The organism is Streptomyces lancefieldiae (assembly GCF_031845825.1).
GTDB lineage: Bacteria > Actinomycetota > Actinomycetes > Streptomycetales > Streptomycetaceae > Streptomyces > Streptomyces lancefieldiae.
In genome coordinates this window covers 64,101-81,089 of sequence record NZ_JAVRFH010000013.1, presented here as the reverse complement: position 1 = coordinate 81,089, position 16,989 = coordinate 64,101, and the positions used below count along the sequence as shown (strand labels likewise).

Annotated in this window: 16 protein-coding genes; 8 read left to right on the top strand and 8 right to left on the bottom strand. The window is 70.6% G+C overall.

All coding sequences use genetic code 11. The features are described 5' to 3' along the window. Window positions 1–161: 161 nt before the first annotated feature. The 4 genes from RM812_RS15770 to RM812_RS15755 all read left to right on the top strand — a co-directional run bounded on the left by RM812_RS15770 (window position 162) and on the right by RM812_RS15755 (window position 4,846). Entirely contained in the window at window positions 162–1,442 is a 1,281-nt protein-coding gene (locus RM812_RS15770) for an extracellular solute-binding protein (RefSeq protein WP_311573178.1), read from the top strand. A gap of 88 nt (window positions 1,443–1,530) precedes the next feature. Then, entirely contained in the window at window positions 1,531–2,517 is a 987-nt protein-coding gene (locus RM812_RS15765; protein ID WP_311573177.1) for a carbohydrate ABC transporter permease, read from the top strand. Continuing rightward, on the top strand, window positions 2,514–3,344 hold the full coding sequence (locus RM812_RS15760; RefSeq protein WP_311573176.1) for a carbohydrate ABC transporter permease: 831 nt from the start codon (window positions 2,514–2,516) through the stop codon (window positions 3,342–3,344). Before RM812_RS15765 ends, RM812_RS15760 begins: the two co-directional genes overlap by 4 nt. Before the next feature lie 8 nt (window positions 3,345–3,352). Next, window positions 3,353–4,846, top strand: coding sequence for a glycoside hydrolase family 3 protein (locus RM812_RS15755; RefSeq protein ID WP_311573175.1), 1,494 nt, complete (start codon window positions 3,353–3,355; stop codon window positions 4,844–4,846). Between the two features lie 333 nt (window positions 4,847–5,179). Here the strand turns inward: RM812_RS15755 and nagB are convergent, their stop codons facing one another. Both nagB and RM812_RS15745 read right to left on the bottom strand, forming a co-directional pair. Beyond that, the gene (gene nagB / locus RM812_RS15750; RefSeq protein WP_311573174.1) at window positions 5,180–5,965 is read right to left on the bottom strand and encodes a glucosamine-6-phosphate deaminase; all 786 of its coding nucleotides are present in this window, start codon (window positions 5,963–5,965) and stop codon (window positions 5,180–5,182) included. Between the two features lie 120 nt (window positions 5,966–6,085). Then, a complete protein-coding gene (locus RM812_RS15745) occupies window positions 6,086–6,850 on the bottom strand; it encodes an SDR family oxidoreductase (protein WP_311573173.1) in 765 nt (254 codons plus the stop codon). A 97-nt stretch (window positions 6,851–6,947) separates the two neighbouring features. On the opposite strand from RM812_RS15745, the gene RM812_RS15740 reads away from it, so the two are divergent. Then, the gene (locus tag RM812_RS15740; protein ID WP_311573172.1) at window positions 6,948–7,592 is read left to right on the top strand and encodes a TetR/AcrR family transcriptional regulator; all 645 of its coding nucleotides are present in this window, start codon (window positions 6,948–6,950) and stop codon (window positions 7,590–7,592) included. A 419-nt stretch (window positions 7,593–8,011) separates the two neighbouring features. Further along, window positions 8,012–9,487 (top strand): sensor histidine kinase, encoded by a 1,476-nt coding sequence (locus RM812_RS15735; protein ID WP_311573171.1) that lies wholly within the window; start codon window positions 8,012–8,014, stop codon window positions 9,485–9,487. Window positions 9,488–9,671: 184 nt separating this feature from the next. Here RM812_RS15735 and RM812_RS15730 read toward each other — a convergent pair whose 3' ends face one another. After that, on the bottom strand, window positions 9,672–9,929 hold the full coding sequence (locus RM812_RS15730; protein WP_003973730.1) for a WhiB family transcriptional regulator: 258 nt from the start codon (window positions 9,927–9,929) through the stop codon (window positions 9,672–9,674). Between the two features lie 318 nt (window positions 9,930–10,247). After that, on the bottom strand, window positions 10,248–11,216 hold the full coding sequence (locus RM812_RS15725) for a diacylglycerol/lipid kinase family protein (RefSeq protein WP_311573170.1): 969 nt from the start codon (window positions 11,214–11,216) through the stop codon (window positions 10,248–10,250). A 170-nt stretch (window positions 11,217–11,386) separates the two neighbouring features. On the opposite strand from RM812_RS15725, the gene RM812_RS15720 reads away from it, so the two are divergent. Beyond that, window positions 11,387–11,833 carry a hypothetical protein gene (locus RM812_RS15720; RefSeq protein WP_311573169.1) on the top strand — a complete coding sequence of 149 codons (447 nt, stop codon included), beginning with the start codon at window positions 11,387–11,389 and terminating at the stop codon, window positions 11,831–11,833. Window positions 11,834–11,893: 60 nt separating this feature from the next. Here RM812_RS15720 and RM812_RS15715 read toward each other — a convergent pair whose 3' ends face one another. The 3 genes from RM812_RS15715 to RM812_RS15705 form a co-directional block, all read right to left on the bottom strand. Then, the gene (locus tag RM812_RS15715; RefSeq protein WP_311573168.1) at window positions 11,894–12,958 is read right to left on the bottom strand and encodes an RNA polymerase sigma factor SigF; all 1,065 of its coding nucleotides are present in this window, start codon (window positions 12,956–12,958) and stop codon (window positions 11,894–11,896) included. A 17-nt stretch (window positions 12,959–12,975) separates the two neighbouring features. After that, entirely contained in the window at window positions 12,976–13,389 is a 414-nt protein-coding gene (locus RM812_RS15710; RefSeq protein WP_003973726.1) for an ATP-binding protein, read from the bottom strand. A 250-nt stretch (window positions 13,390–13,639) separates the two neighbouring features. Beyond that, complete coding sequence (locus tag RM812_RS15705) at window positions 13,640–13,900, bottom strand: UBP-type zinc finger domain-containing protein (RefSeq protein ID WP_311573167.1); 261 nt, start codon at window positions 13,898–13,900, stop codon at window positions 13,640–13,642. A 61-nt stretch (window positions 13,901–13,961) separates the two neighbouring features. Between RM812_RS15705 and RM812_RS15700 the strand changes: the two genes are divergently transcribed. Further along, on the top strand, window positions 13,962–15,554 hold the full coding sequence (locus tag RM812_RS15700; RefSeq protein ID WP_311573166.1) for a Na+/H+ antiporter: 1,593 nt from the start codon (window positions 13,962–13,964) through the stop codon (window positions 15,552–15,554). Between the two features lie 492 nt (window positions 15,555–16,046). Here the strand turns inward: RM812_RS15700 and RM812_RS15695 are convergent, their stop codons facing one another. Continuing rightward, window positions 16,047–16,955, bottom strand: a complete 909-nt coding sequence (locus RM812_RS15695; RefSeq protein WP_311573165.1) for a 1-aminocyclopropane-1-carboxylate deaminase/D-cysteine desulfhydrase — start codon at window positions 16,953–16,955, stop codon at window positions 16,047–16,049. Window positions 16,956–16,989: the final 34 nt, after the last annotated feature.

The window sequence follows — 16,989 nt, the reverse complement described above, 5'->3', positions numbered from 1 at the left end:
CCGGAGCGCGCTTGAACACCCTTGACAGCCCTATTGGTCTGGGCCAAGCTCCCCGTACTGGTCTACACCATTGGTCCAGGTCCCGGCCCCATGGGCGGTCCGCGTCGACGAGCAACCGCGGGGAGGCAGGGGGGTTTTGTGGCATCCCTGAGGAGGGTGGCGTGAAGCGCAAGCTGATAGCCGCGATCGGTATCGCGGGCATGATGGTCTCGATCGCGGCGTGCGGGGGCGACGGCGGCGACGACGACGGCAAGAAGTCCGGGGCGGACGGTTACGCCGGCGAGACGCTCAACGTGTGGGTGATGGACGGGTCCTCCCCGGACGACTGGCAGGCGGACCTCGCCAAGGAGTTCGAGGCGAAGACCAAGGCCAAGGTCAAGTTCGAGATCCAGAAGTGGAACGGCATCCAGCAGAAGCTGACCACCGCCCTCTCCGAGGAGAACCCGCCCGACGTCTTCGAGATCGGCAACACCCAGACCCCGGCCTACGCCAAGACCGGTGGCCTGGCGGACCTGAGCGACCTCAAGAGCGGGATCGGCGCCGACTGGTCCGAGTCCCTCAACAAGTCCGCCGTCTTCGAGGGCAAGCAGTACGCGGCCCCGTGGTTCGTGGTCAACCGCGTGGTCGTCTACAACAAGAAGATCTGGGCGGACGCGGGCATCAAGGAGACGCCCAAGACCCGCGACGAGTTCTACAACGCTCTCAAGACGATCGGCGAGAAGACCGACGCCGAGCCGATCTACATGCCCGGCCAGAACTGGTACCACTTCGTGGGCCTGGCCATCGGTGAGGGCGCCGAGCTGGTGAAGAAGGACGGCGACAAGTACGTCTCCAACCTGGGTGACCCGAAGGTCGCCGCCGCCACCGAGACGTACAAGAAGTTCCAGGCCCTCTCCAAGGCGCCCAAGGACAAGGACGAGGCCACCCCGCAGCAGGGTGAGATCTTCGCCAAGGGCAAGACCGGCGCCATCATCGGCATGGGCTGGGAGGGCGCCACGGCGATCACCACCAACCCGGCGATCGAGAAGGACCTCGGTTACTTCACCATCCCGGGTGCCACGGCCGACAAGCCCGAGGGCGTCTTCCTCGGCGGCTCCAACCTGGCCGTCGCCGCGGGCAGCAAGAAGCAGGCGCTGGCCAAGGAGTTCCTGAAGATCGCACTGTCCGACAAGTACGAGGGCGCGCTGGCCAAGGCCAACGGCGTCATCCCGAACAAGGAGGCGCTGCAGACCAACCTGCAGGGCAACGCCGCCGCCGAGGCCGCCGCGCCGGCCGCCGCGGGCGGTGACACCACGCCGCTGATCCCGGAGTGGGCCGCGGTCGAGAACGACCCCAACCCGATCAAGACCTACCTGACGGCCGTGCTGAAGGGTAAGTCCCCGGCCGACGCCGCCAAGCAGGTCGAGGGCGAGTTCAACAAGCGCCTGGCGCAGCAGCAGTAGGACCGGGTGAGCCGGGGCGGGGGTCGGCAGACGACGGCCCCCGCCCCGGCATCGAGTTGAACAGGTCGAGAAGAGAGAGACCGCGAGCATGACCGTGCAGACCGAACGGCCGCCATCAGGCCCGTCGGACGTCCGCAAGGCGGACGGCGGGGGCACCGGCCGGCCGAAACCGAGAGCCGCGTCGCGCGCCGGCGCACTCGCCCCGTATCTGTTGCTGCTGCCCGCCTGCGCCGCCACCGTGCTGCTGCTCGGCTGGCCGCTGCTGAAGGACGCCCTGCTGTCCTTCCAGAACCTCAACATGGCGCAGCTGATCCAGCACGTCACCGAGTGGAACGGTATCGACAACTACAAGGAGGTCCTGACCGGCGAGGACTTCTGGCGGGTCACCGTCCGCTCGATCCTCTTCACCGCGGTCAACGTCGCCCTCACCATGGTGGTGGGCGCCCTGATCGGCCTGCTGCTCGCCCGCCTCGGCAGGGTGATGCGGCTCGTGCTGATGATCGGCCTGGTGCTGGCGTGGGCCATGCCGGTGGTCGCCGCGACCACCGTCTACCAGTGGCTCTTCGCCCAGCGCTTCGGCGTCGTCAACTGGGTCCTGGACAAGCTCGGCTGGCACTCCATGGCCGACTACAGCTGGACCGGCAGCCAGATGTCGACCTTCTTCGTCGTCACCCTGCTCATCGTCTGGATGTCCGTCCCGTTCGTCGCGATCAACCTGTACGCGGCGACCACCACCATCCCCGGCGAGCTGTACGAGGCCGCCGCCCTCGACGGAGCCGGCGCCTGGCGCAGCTTCACCACGGTCACCCTGCCGGTCCTGCGGCCGTTCCTCTACGCGACGACCTTCCTGGAGATCATCTGGATCTTCAAGGCGTTCGTTCAGGTCTACACGTTCAACGGCGGCGGCCCCGACCGCCTCACCGAGATCCTGCCCGTCTACGCCTATGTCGAGGGTGTCGGCAACCAGCACTACGGCATGGGAGCGGCGATCGCGGTCCTGACCATCCTGATCATGCTCGGCCTGACCGCCTACTACCTCAGGATCGTGCTCAAGCAAGAGGAGGACGAGCTGTGAAGCGCTCGCTCTTCGGCCGCGTGTGGCCCAACGTCACGGCCGTCATCCTGTTCATCGGCCTCGTCTTCCCCGTCTACTGGATGTTCGCCACGGCCTTCAAGCCGACCGGCGACATCATCTCGGAGGACCCGGTCTGGTTCCCGACCGATGTCACCTTCGAGCACTTCAAGACCGCGGTCGACGCCGACCACTTCTGGACGTACGTCGGCAACTCGCTCATCGTCACCGTCTGCGCGGTCGTCTTCTCGCTGGTCATCGCCCTGGCCGGGGCCTTCGCCCTGGCACGGATGCGGTTCAAGGGACGGCGCGGCTTCATCGTCGGCTTCATGCTCGCCCAGATGGCGCCGTGGGAAGTCATGGTCATCGCCATCTACATGATCGTGCGCGACGCGTCGATGCTGAACAGCCTCGTGCCGCTCACCCTCTTCTACATGATGATGATCCTGCCCTTCACCATCCTGACGCTGCGCGGCTTCGTCGCCGCCGTGCCGAAGGAACTGGAGGAGTCCGCGATGGTCGACGGCTGCACCCGCGCCCAGTCCTTCCGCCTGGTCATCCTGCCGCTGCTCGCTCCGGGCCTGATGTCCACCTCGATGTTCGGCTTCATCACCGCCTGGAACGAGCTCCCCCTCGTCCTGGTCGTCAACAAGGAGGCGGAGTCCCAGACCCTGCCGCTGTGGCTGACCAGCTTCCAGACCGTCTTCGGCGACAACTGGGGTGCGACCATGGCCGCCTCGTCGCTCTTCGCCATCCCGATCCTGATCCTCTTCGTCTTCCTGCAGCGCAAGGCCGTCAGCGGCCTGACCGCCGGCGCCGTGAAGGGATAACGCCACCCATGACGACCATCGCCAGGGGGACCGACACCCTCACCCGCGACGCGCTCACGGTTCTCCAGCCCGGCTTCACCGGCACCACCGCCCCCGACTGGCTGCTGCGCCGCCTCGGTGAGGGGCTGGCTTCCGTCGGCCTGTTCGGGCGCAACATCGCCTCGCCCGAGCAGGTGGCGGCGCTGACCGCGCAGTTGCGCGCCGAGCGCGAGGACGTGCTGGTCGCCATCGACGAGGAGGGCGGTGACGTCACCCGCCTGGAGGTACGCACCGGCTCCTCCTTCCCCGGCAACCTCGCCCTCGGCGCGGTGGACGACACCGGGCTCACCCGGGAGGTGGCCGCGGAACTGGGCCGCAGGCTCGCGGCCTGTGGCGTGAACCTCAACTGGGCCCCGTCCGCCGACGTGAACTCCAACCCGGACAACCCGGTCATCGGCGTACGCGCCTTCGGTGCCGACACCGACCTGGTCGCCCGGCACACCGCCGCCTACGTCACCGGCCTGCAGTCGTCCGGCGTGGCCGCCTGCACCAAGCACTTCCCCGGGCACGGCGACACGGCCGTCGACTCCCACCACGCCATGCCGCGCATCGACGTGGACGCCGCCCTGCTGGCCGCACGCGATCTGGTGCCGTTCCGCGCGGCCATCGCCGCCGGGAGCCGTGCGGTGATGAGCGCCCACATCCTGGTCCCGGCCCTGGACCCGGACCACCCGGCAACGTTGTCCCGCCACATCCTGACCGAGCTGCTCCGCGGCGAACTGCGCTACGACGGCCTGATCGTCACCGACGGCATGGAGATGCGGGCCATCGCGGACACCTACGGCATCGAACGCGGCAGCGTGCTGGCCATCGCCGCCGGCGCGGACGCGATCTGCGTGGGCGGTGGCCTGGCCGACGAGGACACCGTACGACGGCTGCGCGACGCCCTGGTCGAGGCCGTCCGCTCGGGCGAGCTGCCCGAGGAGCGCCTGGCCGACGCGGCGGAACGCGTCCGCGCCCTGGCCCGCTGGACCGCGGCGCACCCGGCGGGCGACGCCGGGGCCGTGGGCGGGGGCGACGGCGACGTGGGCCTGCGTGCCGCGCGCCGTGCCCTGCGGATCACGGGCGCCGAGGGCTTCGCTCCCCTCACCGAGCCGCCGTACGTCGCCGCGCTCACTCCCGTCGCGAACATCGCGGTCGGCGACGAGACGCCCTGGGGCGTCGCCGCCGAGCTCGTCCGGCTGCTCCCCGGTACGGAGACCGGCAGCTTCACCGGGCCGGACGCCGGGAAGGAAGTGCTGGCCGCGGCCGGTCCGCGCCGCGTCGTGGCCGTCGTCCGTGACGAGCACCGCCACCCCTGGATGGCGGCGACCCTCGACACCCTGCTGGCGGCCCGCCCCGACACGATCGTGGTCGAGATGGGCGTCCCCGGGGCCGAACCCCGCGGGTCCCTCCACCTGGCCACCCACGGCGCGGCCCGCGTCTGCGGCAGGGCGGCGGCGGAGGTCATCGCCGGCGCGTAGCGGACACAGCCGCCGCCACGACGCAGGCGCCGGGCCCCCGGAGCGGGGTCCGGCGCCTTTGCGCACGGTTGCCCATGGGCGTCTGCCGACCACGCCCGCTGCTGCGCGCAGACGCCCGCGTTCCTCAGGCAGAGGGCTCGGACAGAGGGTGCGTCGCTCGTCGCGCGACGGGCACCGCGCTGGGTAGGCCCTTCCGTCGGTACGGCGAGGCGTTCGCCGACTCCCGGCCCGCTGATGGCCTCCCCCCGGTCGGTACGACGACGGCGCCGGCCCCCGACGCGGGGACCGGCGCCTTTCGCTCGGAATCGTCCGGCGCTCAGGGCTCGGACAGGTTCAGATCCCCTGCCAGTCGGGCTTGTGCGCGTAGGTGTGCCGGAAGTAGTCGGCGAGCTTCAGCTTGGAGGCGGCGGCCTCGTCGACGACGACCGTGGCGTGCGGGTGCAGCTGGAGCGCGGAGGCCGGACACACGGCCGCGACCGGGCCCTCGACGCTCGCGGCGACCGCGTCCGCCTTGCCCTCGCCGGTCGCGAGCAGCACCACGTGCCGGGCCTCCAGGATGGTGCCGATGCCCTGCGTGATCACGTGGTGCGGCACCTGCTCGATGTCACCGTCGAAGAAGCGCGCGTTGTCGACGCGGGTCTGCTCGGTGAGCGTCTTGATCCGGGTCCGCGAGGCGAGCGAGGAGCAAGGCTCGTTGAACCCGATGTGCCCGTCGGTCCCGATGCCCAGCAGCTGGAGGTCGACGCCGCCGGCTCCGCCCAGCGCCCTGTCGTACGCCTCGCACGCGCTCTGCACGTCCGCGGCCGTGCCGTCGGGGCCCATGAACGCGTCCATGTCGATTCCCAGCGGCTCGAGCACCTCGCGTCGCAGCACTGAACGGTACGACTCCGGGTGCTCAGCGGGGAGGCCGACGTACTCGTCGAGCTGGGCGATCCGAGCCCGCGCGGTGTCCACGGCGCCCGAGCGCACCTTGGCCGCCAGTGCCTCGTACACCGGCAGCGGCGTCGAGCCGGTGGCCACCCCGAGCAGAGCGTCGGGCTTGCGCCGCAGCAGCTGCGCCATGGCCTCGGCTATGAGCTCGCCGCCCGCCTTGGCATCGGGAACGATGACAACTTCCACGCTTGCCTGCCGTTTCGAAGAGAGGACTCACCCGGGGTCCGGGACTGGCTATGTGGTTTAGACCAATCTAACAGAGCTGGGCCCCTCGGGCGCGTTGAACCGGTCAGGCGGGTGGCGGCGTCATGACGTCATGGAGCCTCCCGTCACGTCCACCCAGCTTCCCGTGACCCATCGGCCCCCGTGCGAGGCGAGGAACGCGACCACGTCGGCCACCTCGGCCGGCGTGCCCACTCCGCCCAGCGCGGAGAGGGCGGACGCCCGGTCCCAGCCGTCCGCGCTCCCGTGCAGCAGTTCGGCCGTGTTGTCCGTCTCGATGATGCCGGGCGCCACCGAGTTCACCGTGATGCCGCGGGCGCCGAGGACCTTGGAGAGATCGCGCGAGAAGACGTCCAGCGCGCCTTTCGTCATCGCGTACGCCATGTTGTCCGGCATCACCGCGGAGCGCGCCAGTCCCGACGATATGTTGATGACCCGGCCCCCGTCGCGCAGCCGTGCCATGCCGTGTTTGAGGAGGAAGAACGGCGCCTTAACGTTGACCGCGAAGACGGCGTCGTACTCCTCTTCCCCTATCTCCCCGATGGGGTGGGTGCTGCCGATCCCGGCGTTGTTCACCAGGATGTCCAGTCCGTCGGCGTGCCGGTCGAACTCCTCCCACAGTGCCTCGGCGGCCCCCGGAGCGCCCAGCTCGACCCCGATGGCGAACGCCGAGCCGCCCGCCGCCTCGATCGCGGTGACCGTCTCCTTGGCCGCCGCCTTGTTCCTGCCGTAGTGCACCGCGACTCGCGCGCCGTCGCGCCCCAGCCGCTCGGCGATCCCTCGCCCGATGCCCCTGCTCGCCCCCGTGACGAGAGCCGTCCTGCCCGTAAGCGCACCCTGCACGCCCATGTCGGCGCCCCCTTCGCATTTGTCTAGCGGTCGCTACAGAAATGACCGTACAGCACCCGGGCGGCATTTCTCTAGTCATCGCTATAAAATCCGCTCCATGGCGAGCAGCGAGAAGAGCGAGCGGGCCGGGGCGCCGGCCAGGGGTACCGGGGGCAGGGGTCGTGGCCGCCCCCGTTCCTTCGACCGGGCGACGGCCCTGGAAAAGGCGCTGATGGCCTTCTGGGAGCACGGTTACGAGGCGACGTCCGTGTCCGACCTCACGCGAGTCATGGACATCGGCACCCCGAGCCTGTACGCCGCCTTCGGCGACAAGCGCTCGCTGTTCGAGGAGGTCGTACAGGAGTACGGGACGCGGTACGGATCCTTCGGTGACCGTGCGCTCGCCGAGGAGCCGACCGCGCGCGCGGGTATAGAGCGGATGCTGCGCGAGGCCGCCGTCGAGTACACGGCGCCCGGCAGGCCGCACGGCTGCCTCGTCATCCACGCGGCCGTCAACTGCTCGACCCCCGAGGTGGAGGAGTCCCTGCGGGAGCGGCGCAACGCCAACATCGCCGCGATCGAGAGCCGGATCGCGGCCGACGTGGCCGCGGGTCTGCTGCCCCCGCACACCGAGGCCGCCACTCTCGCCCGATACACCGGCGCCATGATCCAGGGCATGTCCCAGCAGGCGCGCGACGGCGCGAGCCGGGGGGAACTGGAGGCGCTCGCGGAAATTGCCCTGGCCGTCTGGCCCCGCGGGTGAGCCAACAGGGTTAGGCTTTGGGCCGGGTGCTCGGGTCTCCGAGCAGTCGGCGGAACGCGACAACAGCAGACATCGTCCACCGCATGGACATGGTGAGTGGTCTAGTCCACAATGGCCAAAGAGACGCTTACCGCGATAGTCACGCAAGGTGAACGTCAGGCTTCCGCCCTCCCCGCACAGGAGGGCGGACCGAGGAACCGGAGCTCTCTGCCCTGACTGCCCCGGGTCCTCATCCTTCGGCCGACCGGGACCGCACACCCCACGGCCGTTGTTGCTCCGGGCTGCGGTGCCGGGAGGGTTGAGGGTCCCTCTCAGGCGCCGCGGCCCGCGGGTGTTTCCGGCGGGTCCGGCCGGGCGGGAGAGCGGTGGAATCTGGCTGGTTTCGATCGCTGTCCGTACCGCCAGGTACGCTCAGCCACGTGCCCTCCATGAACGAACTCGTACGCCAGCACACCGCGCTCGACGACTCCGACCTCGAGTGGCTCCACCTGCTGGTCTCGGAGTGGCAGCTCCTCTCCGACCTCTCCTTCGCCGACCTCGTCCTGTGGGTTCCCACCCGCGACGGCACGCGCTACGTCTCCGTCGCCCAGATGCGGCCCAACACCGGGCCCACCTCGTACCAGGACGACATGGTCGGTCACCTCGTCCCGCGTGGCCGGCGCCCCATGCTGGACGTCGCCCTGGACGAAGGCCGGATCGTGCGCGAGGGCGACCCGGAGTGGCGCGAGGAGGTCCCGGTCCGCGTCGAGTCCATCCCGGTACGGCGCCAGGGGCGCGTCCTCGGTGTGATCGCCCGCAACACCAACCTGCTCACCGTGCGCACACCGAGCCGCCTGGAACTCACGTATCTGCAGAGCGCATCCGACCTGGCGCAGATGATCGCGGCCGGCGCCTTCCCGTTCGAGAACCAGCAGGTCGACATGGACGCCTCGCCCCGCGTCGGGGACGGGCTGATCCGGCTCGACGCGGACGGCATCGTGCAGTACGCCTCCCCGAACGCCCTCTCGGCCTACCACCGCATGGGCCTCGCCGCCGACCTGGTCGGACACCACCTCGGCCGGACCACCGCCGAACTCGCCCCGTCCCGCGGCCCGGTGGACGAGGCGCTCGCCAAAGTGGCCAGCGGCTGGGCGCCCCGCGAGTTCGAGATCGAGGCGCACGACGGGGTGATCCAGTTCCGGGCCATCCCGCTCAAGCCCAAGGGCACGCGCATCGGCTCGCTGGTGCTTCTGCGCGATGTCACGGAACTGCGCCGTCGTGAGCGCGAGTTGATCACCAAGGACGCCACGATCCGGGAGATTCACCACCGGGTGAAGAACAACCTCCAGACGGTGGCCGCCCTGCTGCGCCTCCAGGCCCGGCGCATCGAGTCCGACCGGGGCCGCGAGGCGCTCGAGGAGGCCGTGCGCCGGGTCGGCTCGATCGCGATCGTGCACGAGACGCTCTCGCAGAACCTGGACGAGCGCGTGGAGTTCGACGAGATCGCCGACCGCGTGCTGGCGATGGTGGCGGAGATCTCCCCGGGCAAGGTCACCGGTCGGCGTGCCGGCCGCTTCGGCATCCTGGACGCCGAGGTCGCGACCCCCCTGTCGATGGTGCTGACCGAAGTGCTGCAGAACGCTCTGGAGCACGGGTTCCGTGAGGGCGACACCGGCACGGTCGAGGTCTCCGCGGTCCGTGGCGGTACGACGAAGGAAGCCCGGCTTCTGGTCACCGTCCAGGACGACGGCGTCGGTCTGCCCGAGGACTTCGATCCGCACCGCTCCGGCAATCTCGGTCTGCAGATCGTCCGCACTCTGGTGGAGGGCGAGTTGGGCGGCACTTTCGACATGGTCCCGGCGCCGGAGCGCGGCACCCGGGTGATCCTGGACATCCCGGTGCCCGCGGAGAAGTAGCGGGCGGAGCGGGGGCGTGACCGCGGGCAGCAAAAAGCCCCGGACCGGTGAAGGTCCGAGGCCAGTGCTCGTGCGATGCATCGTCCGATGCGCATCGGGGGTACTGCGCGCTGCGGCTCGGGAGCGGGAGTTGCGTACTCGCTGTACGCGCCGCCAAGCTCAGGCTGTCAGCAGGGGTGGATGGTCAGGCGGAGGCCTGACGAGCCCGGTTGCGGGCGGCACGGCGCTTCATCGCGCGGCGCTCGTCCTCGCTGAGACCACCCCAGACGCCGGAGTCCTGACCGGACTCGAGCGCCCACTGCAGGCACTGCTCCATGACAGGGCAGCGACGGCAGACGGCCTTGGCTTCCTCGATCTGCAGCAGCGCGGGACCGGTGTTGCCGATGGGGAAGAAGAGCTCGGGGTCTTCCTCGCGGCAAACGGCGCGGTGACGCCAGTCCATGGCTGCTACCTCTCCTTGGTATTACGTGCAGGATGCTTGTGAATGTGAACGCTTTCACGAATCCCTCAACAAGGGAAGGGCCTACCGCCAGGTTCCCGGCGTGGTCCTGTGATTTGAAGAGGGGTTCTGGTGATCTGTGGAGGCTGGTGTTGCGGGCCGTCCCGATCGCCATGTAGAGACTCGCAAACCTCGGCGGCGGATACAACCCCTTCCGGAAAGTTTTTTTTGATTCTTCGGTGTCGACTAGGTCACAGCCGTACTTCCATGGGGTGGACCCTGGTCTAAACGTTCGAGTGAAAGGACTTTCGCCCCTTCTGCTCACACAATCACACGCAGTGCACGGCGTACGCCTGTGAACGTCACGCTGGTCCGCAGCCCCAGGTGGTCACCGTCCATCTGGAGGGGGAGTGGCACCTTCGAATGCAAGGTGAACCGGCTCTGATCGTGCAAGGAGAGGGCATGTCGGCCCCGGGGGCCGCGCTCGGGGGACGAAGTGAGCAACTGGGTGCCATACCGGGCGACGGCGGCCGTCGAGAGGCGGCTGAGACCGAACACGTCGAGCCCGGTGTCGAACGATGCCTTGGGCGAGGCGTAGATCGGGCGATTACCGAGGAACGTCCAGGGACACGTGTTCGAGACTATGGACAGCACCAGGTCCTCGACCGGGTCCTCGCCGGCCCGCTCCAGGGTGATGGTCCCGCTGCGGCGGTGCGGCTCGCCGATGAGCTGGCGCACCACCTGGCGGACGTAGAGGGCGTGCGTGGACTTCTTGCCCCGCTCGCGGTGCTGTTCGACGCGGCCGACCACGCCGGCGTCGAAGCCCAGACCTGCGTTGAAGGTGAACCAGCGCTCCGGTACGGCTTCGTCCTCCGAACCCGGAGTGCCCGAGGCGAGGCCCAGGCCGACGGTGCGCTCGCTGCCTTCGCGCAGCGCGTCCAGCAGGGCGCCGGTGGCCTCCACCGCGTGGTTGGGCAGGCCGAGGGCGCGGGCGAAGACGTTGGTGGAGCCGCCGGGGACCACCGCGAGACCGGGCAGGTGCTCCGGGTCGGGGCCGGCGTGCAGCAGGCCGTTGACGACCTCGTTCACCGTGCCGTCGCCGCCGAGGGCCACCACCATCTCGATGTCGTCGCTCTGGGCCGCGTGCCGGCCGAGGTCGCGTGCGTGGCCGCGGTACTCCGTGGTGACCACTTCCAGCTTCATCTCACTCGCGAGCGCGTGGATCAGCACGTCGCGCGTACGCGCGCTCGTGGTGGTTGCCGCCGGATTGACCACGAGAAGTGCACGCATGGTCTGCAGGGTACCTACTCGGTGGTACCCGGCCCAGACCGAGGTGCGGCGGACCGCGGCGGGAGCAGGGCGAGCATGGCGGCACGCGAATCCCGGGCGGTCGGTCGGTCGGGTGGGTGCGTCACGGACGTGGGCACGGCCGTCCTCATGCCGAGAGCTACCCTTCATGGGTGAGCAGTGAGCAGACCCCCACCCCGGAAGCCGCCGAAGAGGCGGGCCCTCGTCCTGGCCGGTTGACCGCCGCGGCCGCAGTGGCCGCCCTGGAGGGGCTGGCGCTCGTCGTCGGCGGCGCGTGGATGCTCGTGGAGGGTCTCACCGGCCACCCCGACGACCGCACCGCGGCCGTCACCGGCGGCATCACCCTGATCGTCCTCGCCCTGCTGCCGCTGCTCGCGGCCCGCGGACTGCTCGCCCGGCGGGGCTGGAGCCGGGGGCCCGCCGTCATCACGCAGATCCTGGCGCTGCCCGTGGCCTACAACCTGCTGCAGGCCGACAGTGTGGCGATCCCCGCGGGGATCGTGCTCGGTGTCGTGGCCGTCACGGCGCTGGTGCTGCTCGTGAACCCCACGACGACCCAGGCCCTCGGCATCCGGGGACCCGGCGGCGCCGAGAAGTAACCGCCGCCCGGGAGTACGCGGGGGCGTGGGAGCTGCCCGGCGGTCTTCGGGCGCCGGTGCTTACTCCTCGACCAGCAGCTTCTCCCGCAGCTGCGCCAGCGTGCGCGCCAGCAACCGCGACACGTGCATCTGCGAGATCCCGACCTCCTGCGCGATCTGCGACTGGGTCATGTTGCCGAAGAAGCGCAGCAGCAGGATCCGTTTCTCGCGCGGCGGCAGGTCCTCCAGCAGCGGCTTGAGCGACTCCCGGTACTCGACACCCTCCAGGGCCTCGTCCTCGGCGCCGAGCGTGTCCGCGACCGCCGGGGACTCGTCGTCGGTGTCCGGGACGTCCAGGGACAGCGTGGAGTACGCGTTCGCCGACTCCAGGCCCTCCAGGACCTCCTCCTCCGAGATCGACAGCCTCTCGGCGAGTTCGTGGACCGTGGGGGAGCGGCCGTGCAGCTGCGAGAGCTCCGCCGTGGCCGTCGTCAGGGCCAGTCGCAGCTCCTGGAGCCGGCGCGGGACGCGCACCGCCCAGCCCTTGTCCCGGAAGTGCCGCTTGATCTCGCCGACGACCGTCGGGGTCGCGTACGTGGAGAACTCCACCCCGCGGTCCGGGTCGAAGCGGTCGACCGACTTGATCAGGCCGATGGTGGCGACCTGCGTGAGGTCGTCCAGGGGCTCGCCGCGGTTGCGGAAGCGGCGGGCGAGGTGCTCGACGAGCGGCAGGTGCATGCGGACCAGCTGGTTGCGCAGCTCCGCGTACTCGGGGCTGTCCTTCTCCAGCGTCCGCAGCACGGCGAACATGGCACGGGCCCCGCTGCGGTCCTGCGGGTCGTGCCGCGTGCGCTGCGTGCCCCGTGCGCCCGGCGCGTCGTCCTCGGAGTGTCGCTCGTGCTCGCTCATCGTCCCGCCCGTTGCCCTTTCCCGAGCCCTCGCCTCCGCTCGGACGGGTCGGACGGGGGTGTCCCCGGTCCGCTGCCCGTCGCCCGGGACGACGGCCTCCAGGGAGGTCTCGTCCTCCGGATGCGGCCGGGCCTGCTCGGGGATTCCGTCGATGCCGTCCGCCACGCGTCGGACCTCGTTCGGAGAACGAGTGCCCTCGGCCGGCAGCTCCCGTGTGCCGCGCTCTTCGTCCCGCACCGGCCCGTCCCCGTTCCTCACGTCGGCCCGGGTCCCGCGCCGCGCTGTTTGTAGAGGCTGATCGAAACGGTTTTGTCCTCGTCCACGGCGGACGAGACCTTGCCCGCGAGAGCGGACAGGACGGTCCAGGCGAAGGTGTCCCGCGAGGGGGCGTGGCCGTCCGTGGTCGGGGCCGAGACGGTGACCTCGAGCGAGTCGTCGACGAGGCGGAAGACACAACTGAGCACCGAGCCGGGCACGGCCTGCTGAAGCAGGATCGCGCAGGCCTCGTCAACTGCGATGCGCAGGTCCTCGATCTCGTCGAGGGTGAAGTCCAAGCGGGCTGCGAGGCCGGCCGTCGCCGTACGCAGCACCGACAGGTAGGCACCCGCGGCCGGCAGCCGGACTTCGACGAAGTCCTGGGTCGCGGGCTCGCCTGCGATCTGGGACACCCTCACCTCCAAGGTGGTACAAGCGTTACAGGGCCGAGGGTCGCCCCTCGGGGTAACGCGATACGTGGTTCAGCGGTGACGTTATCGCGCTCCGAACTTTCCTGTCCCCGAGACCCCAACCCCTTGCTGTCACTCATAGTAAACACATGAACACGCACAGTGGCTAGGGGTTCGGCGGGCTCAAATCGGAAGAGCGCGCGCCGGGTTGACGTACCCAGGCCTCAGACCGTCGAACCGTCCCAGGCCGAGGTCACAGGAGGACGTGGTCGACGAAGCACCAGCGCCAGTTCTCCCCGGGCTCGAAGCTGCGCATCACCGGGTGGCCGGTCTCCTTGTGGTGCGCCGTCGCGTGCTGCCTCGGCGAGGAGTCGCAGCAGCCGACATGACCGCAGACCAGGCACAGTCGCAACTGCACCGGGTCCGTGCCCTCGGCCAGACACTCCGGGCAGGTCTCGCTCCGCGGCTCCGGTTCCGGGTGCGGCAGCGCGTCGGCGTGCGTGCACTGTTTCATGATTGCCAGGTTACGACGGGTGCGCGGGTGGCCGCGCGCAGGAAAAGGGTGGGCGAGGACGATGGACGTGATGCCGCTGCTGTTGCTGGTGGCGGGCAGTGCCGCGATAGCGGGGGTCGGGCGGCGCGTGCCGGTACCGGCGCCGCTGCTGCTGGTCGCGGCCGGCCTGGTGGTGAGCTACGTGCCGGGCGTGCCCGACTACACCCTCGACCCGCACATCGTCCTGCCGCTGCTGCTGCCCCCGCTGCTCTACACGGCGGCCACCGACAGCTCCTACCTCGACCTGCGGGCCCAGGCGCGGCCCGTGGCACTGCTCTCGGTGGGCTACGTCCTCTTCGCCACTTTCGTCGTCGGCTGCGCCACGTACCTGATCGTGCCCGGTCTGCCGCTGACCGCGGCCCTCGTGTTCGGCGCGGTGGTGGCCCCGCCGGACGCCGTCGCGGCCACGGCGGTCGCGCGCCGGGTGGGACTGCCGTCCCGGATCACCACGATCCTCCAGGGCGAGTCCCTGGTGAACGACGCGACCGCGATCACCGCTTTCAAGGTGGCGCTCGCCGCGGCGGTCGGTGAGGGCGCCACCTGGGCCGGCGGGACAGCCGAGTTCCTGATCGCGGCCGTGGGGGGCGTCGGCGTCGGCCTGGTGCTGATGGTGCCGCTCCACTGGCTGCGCACTCACCTGAGGGAGGCACTGCTGCAGAACACACTCTCCCTGCTGATCCCGTTCGTCGCCTACGCGGTCGCCGAGCAGGTGCACGCGTCCGGGGTGCTCGCGGTGGTGGTCGTCGCGCTCTGTCTCGGCCACCGCGCGTGGGAGGTCGACTTCGCCACCCGTCTCCAGGAGGAGGCGGTGTGGAAGATGGTCGCCTTCGTCCTGGAGTCGGCCGTGTTCGCCCTGATCGGACTCCAGCTGCCCGTCGTCCTCAAGGGCCTCGGGGCGTACGACGGGGCCGATGCCGCCTGGTACGCGGTTGCCGTCTTCCTGGTGGTCGCCGTCGCCCGGTTCGTGTGGGTGTATCCGGCGACCTTCCTGCCGCGGCTGTCGGCACGCGTCCGCGCGCGCGAGGAGGACCTCTCCTGGAAGGGGCCGTTCGTGATCGGCTGGGCCGGGATGCGGGGCGTGGTCTCGCTGGCCATCGCCTTCTCCATCCCGCTCACCGTGCACGGCGGTGAACCCTTCCCCGAGCGCAACCTCATCCTGTTCCTCACCTTCACCACGGTCATCGGCACGCTCGTCGTCCAGGGCGTCACCCTGCCGCCGCTGATCCGCCTGCTGAAGTTCCCCGCGCACGACATACAGGCCGAGACGCTGGCGGAGGCCAACGCCCAGGCACAGGCCTCCCGCGCCGCCGAGCAGCGCCTGGACGACCTCCTCGCCGACGAGCGCAACGCCCTGCCGGCCCCGCTCGCGGACCGCCTCCGCACGGTCCTGGAGCGCCGCCGCAACGCCGTCTGGGAACGGCTCGGACAGGTCAACCCCGTCACGGGGGAGACCGTCGACGGGACCTACCGGCGGCTGTCACGCGAGATGATCAGCGCCGAGCGCGAGGTCTTCGTCCGGCTGCGGGACGGCCGCTACATCGACGACGAGATGCTGCGTACGCTGCTGCGCCGCCTCGACCTGGAGGAGGCGGCGGCGTACCGGGAGACGACGTAGGGCCTGGCGGGCCGACCGGCCAGAGGGTCGCGGCCGGGGCTCCTACGGGCCAGGGAACGCGGACGGGCGCCACGCGCGCGTGCGGGGCGGTGCCGCGCGTGGCGGAGCCGTGCGTGGCGGAGCCGTTCGGTGACAGGCCGAGGCGGCCGGCGGTGGTCGTGCCCGCGCGGTCCGACGGCGTTCCGTGGGCGCGCCCGTCGTGCGGAGGGCGGTGCGGTGCGGTGCGGGCTTTGGACGGGTCGTGTGGCCGGGGTTGGGTCCGGCGGGTTTTTTTGGGGGTCCGCGTCGTCTGTTGCCGTCTGTCTCGGGACATGGGGCCGCGCCAGTTGCACGGGGCCGCGCATCTGCGGGACAGGCGGCCGGGCGGTGATCGCTCCGGTGGCTCGGTGGTGGTGCGTGAGGGAGTCCGATGTCACGGGTGCGGGTGCGTCGCACACCACCCGCCCGTAGCTGTCGGGCCGGCCGGCCGACGGTCGAGTCGACGGCGACGGCTCAGGGGAAGGGGCGGCCGGTGACGACCGCCGCCAGGGTCGTCCCCCGGGCGAAGTTGCCCTCCTGGGTGAGGACGAGCAGGGCGTGGAGCATCTTGGCGACGTAGACGCGCTCCACGCGCAGACCGTGGTGGCGTTCGAAGTCGTCGGCGAAGGCGTCGAGCTCGGGTGTGGTGCGGGCGTAGCCGCCGCAGTGGAAGCGGTCGTCGAGGCTCCAGGAGCCGCGGAGCCCGCCGAACGCACGGCCCTGGAGCCGGCGTATGTCGTCGGCCAGGAAGCCGCCTTTCAGGACCGGTATCCCGAGCGTCCGGCACCCCGGAGGGAGGCCGGCGGCCAGCCCGGCGAGCGTGCCGCCGGTTCCGCAGGCGAGCGCGACCACGTCGGCGTGCCCGCCCAGTTCCTCGCCGAGGGACCGGCAGCCGCGGACGGCCTCCGCGTTGCTGCCGCCCTCGGGGACGACGAGCGCGTCCTCGGCCCGCGCCGCGCGCAGGACAGCGGCCAGGGTCTCCGGTTCGGCCTTGCGGCGGTACGTCGAGCGGTCGACGAAGTGCAGCCGCATGCCGTCGGCCGCGCACCGGGCCAGGGACGGGTTGAGCGGTCGGCCGGCCAGTTCCTGACCGCGCACCACGCCCACCGTGGACAGACCGAGCAGCCGGCCGGCGGCGGCCGTGGCGCGCAGATGGTTGGAGTAGGCGCCGCCGAAGGTGACGACGGTGCGACCGCCGGACGTGGCGAGATTGGGGGCGAGTTTGCGCCACTTGTTGCCGACCAGCTCGGGATGGATCAGATCGTCCCGCTTCAGGAGCAACCGGACACCGAGACGCTCGAACCGCTCGTCGGCGACCTCCTGCAAGGGAGAGGGCAGGCGGGGTCGAAGCGGGGCGAGGTCGCGGGTGTCGGTGCCGGTCACCCTGCCATTGTCACGCCGCCGTGGCGCGGCGGAC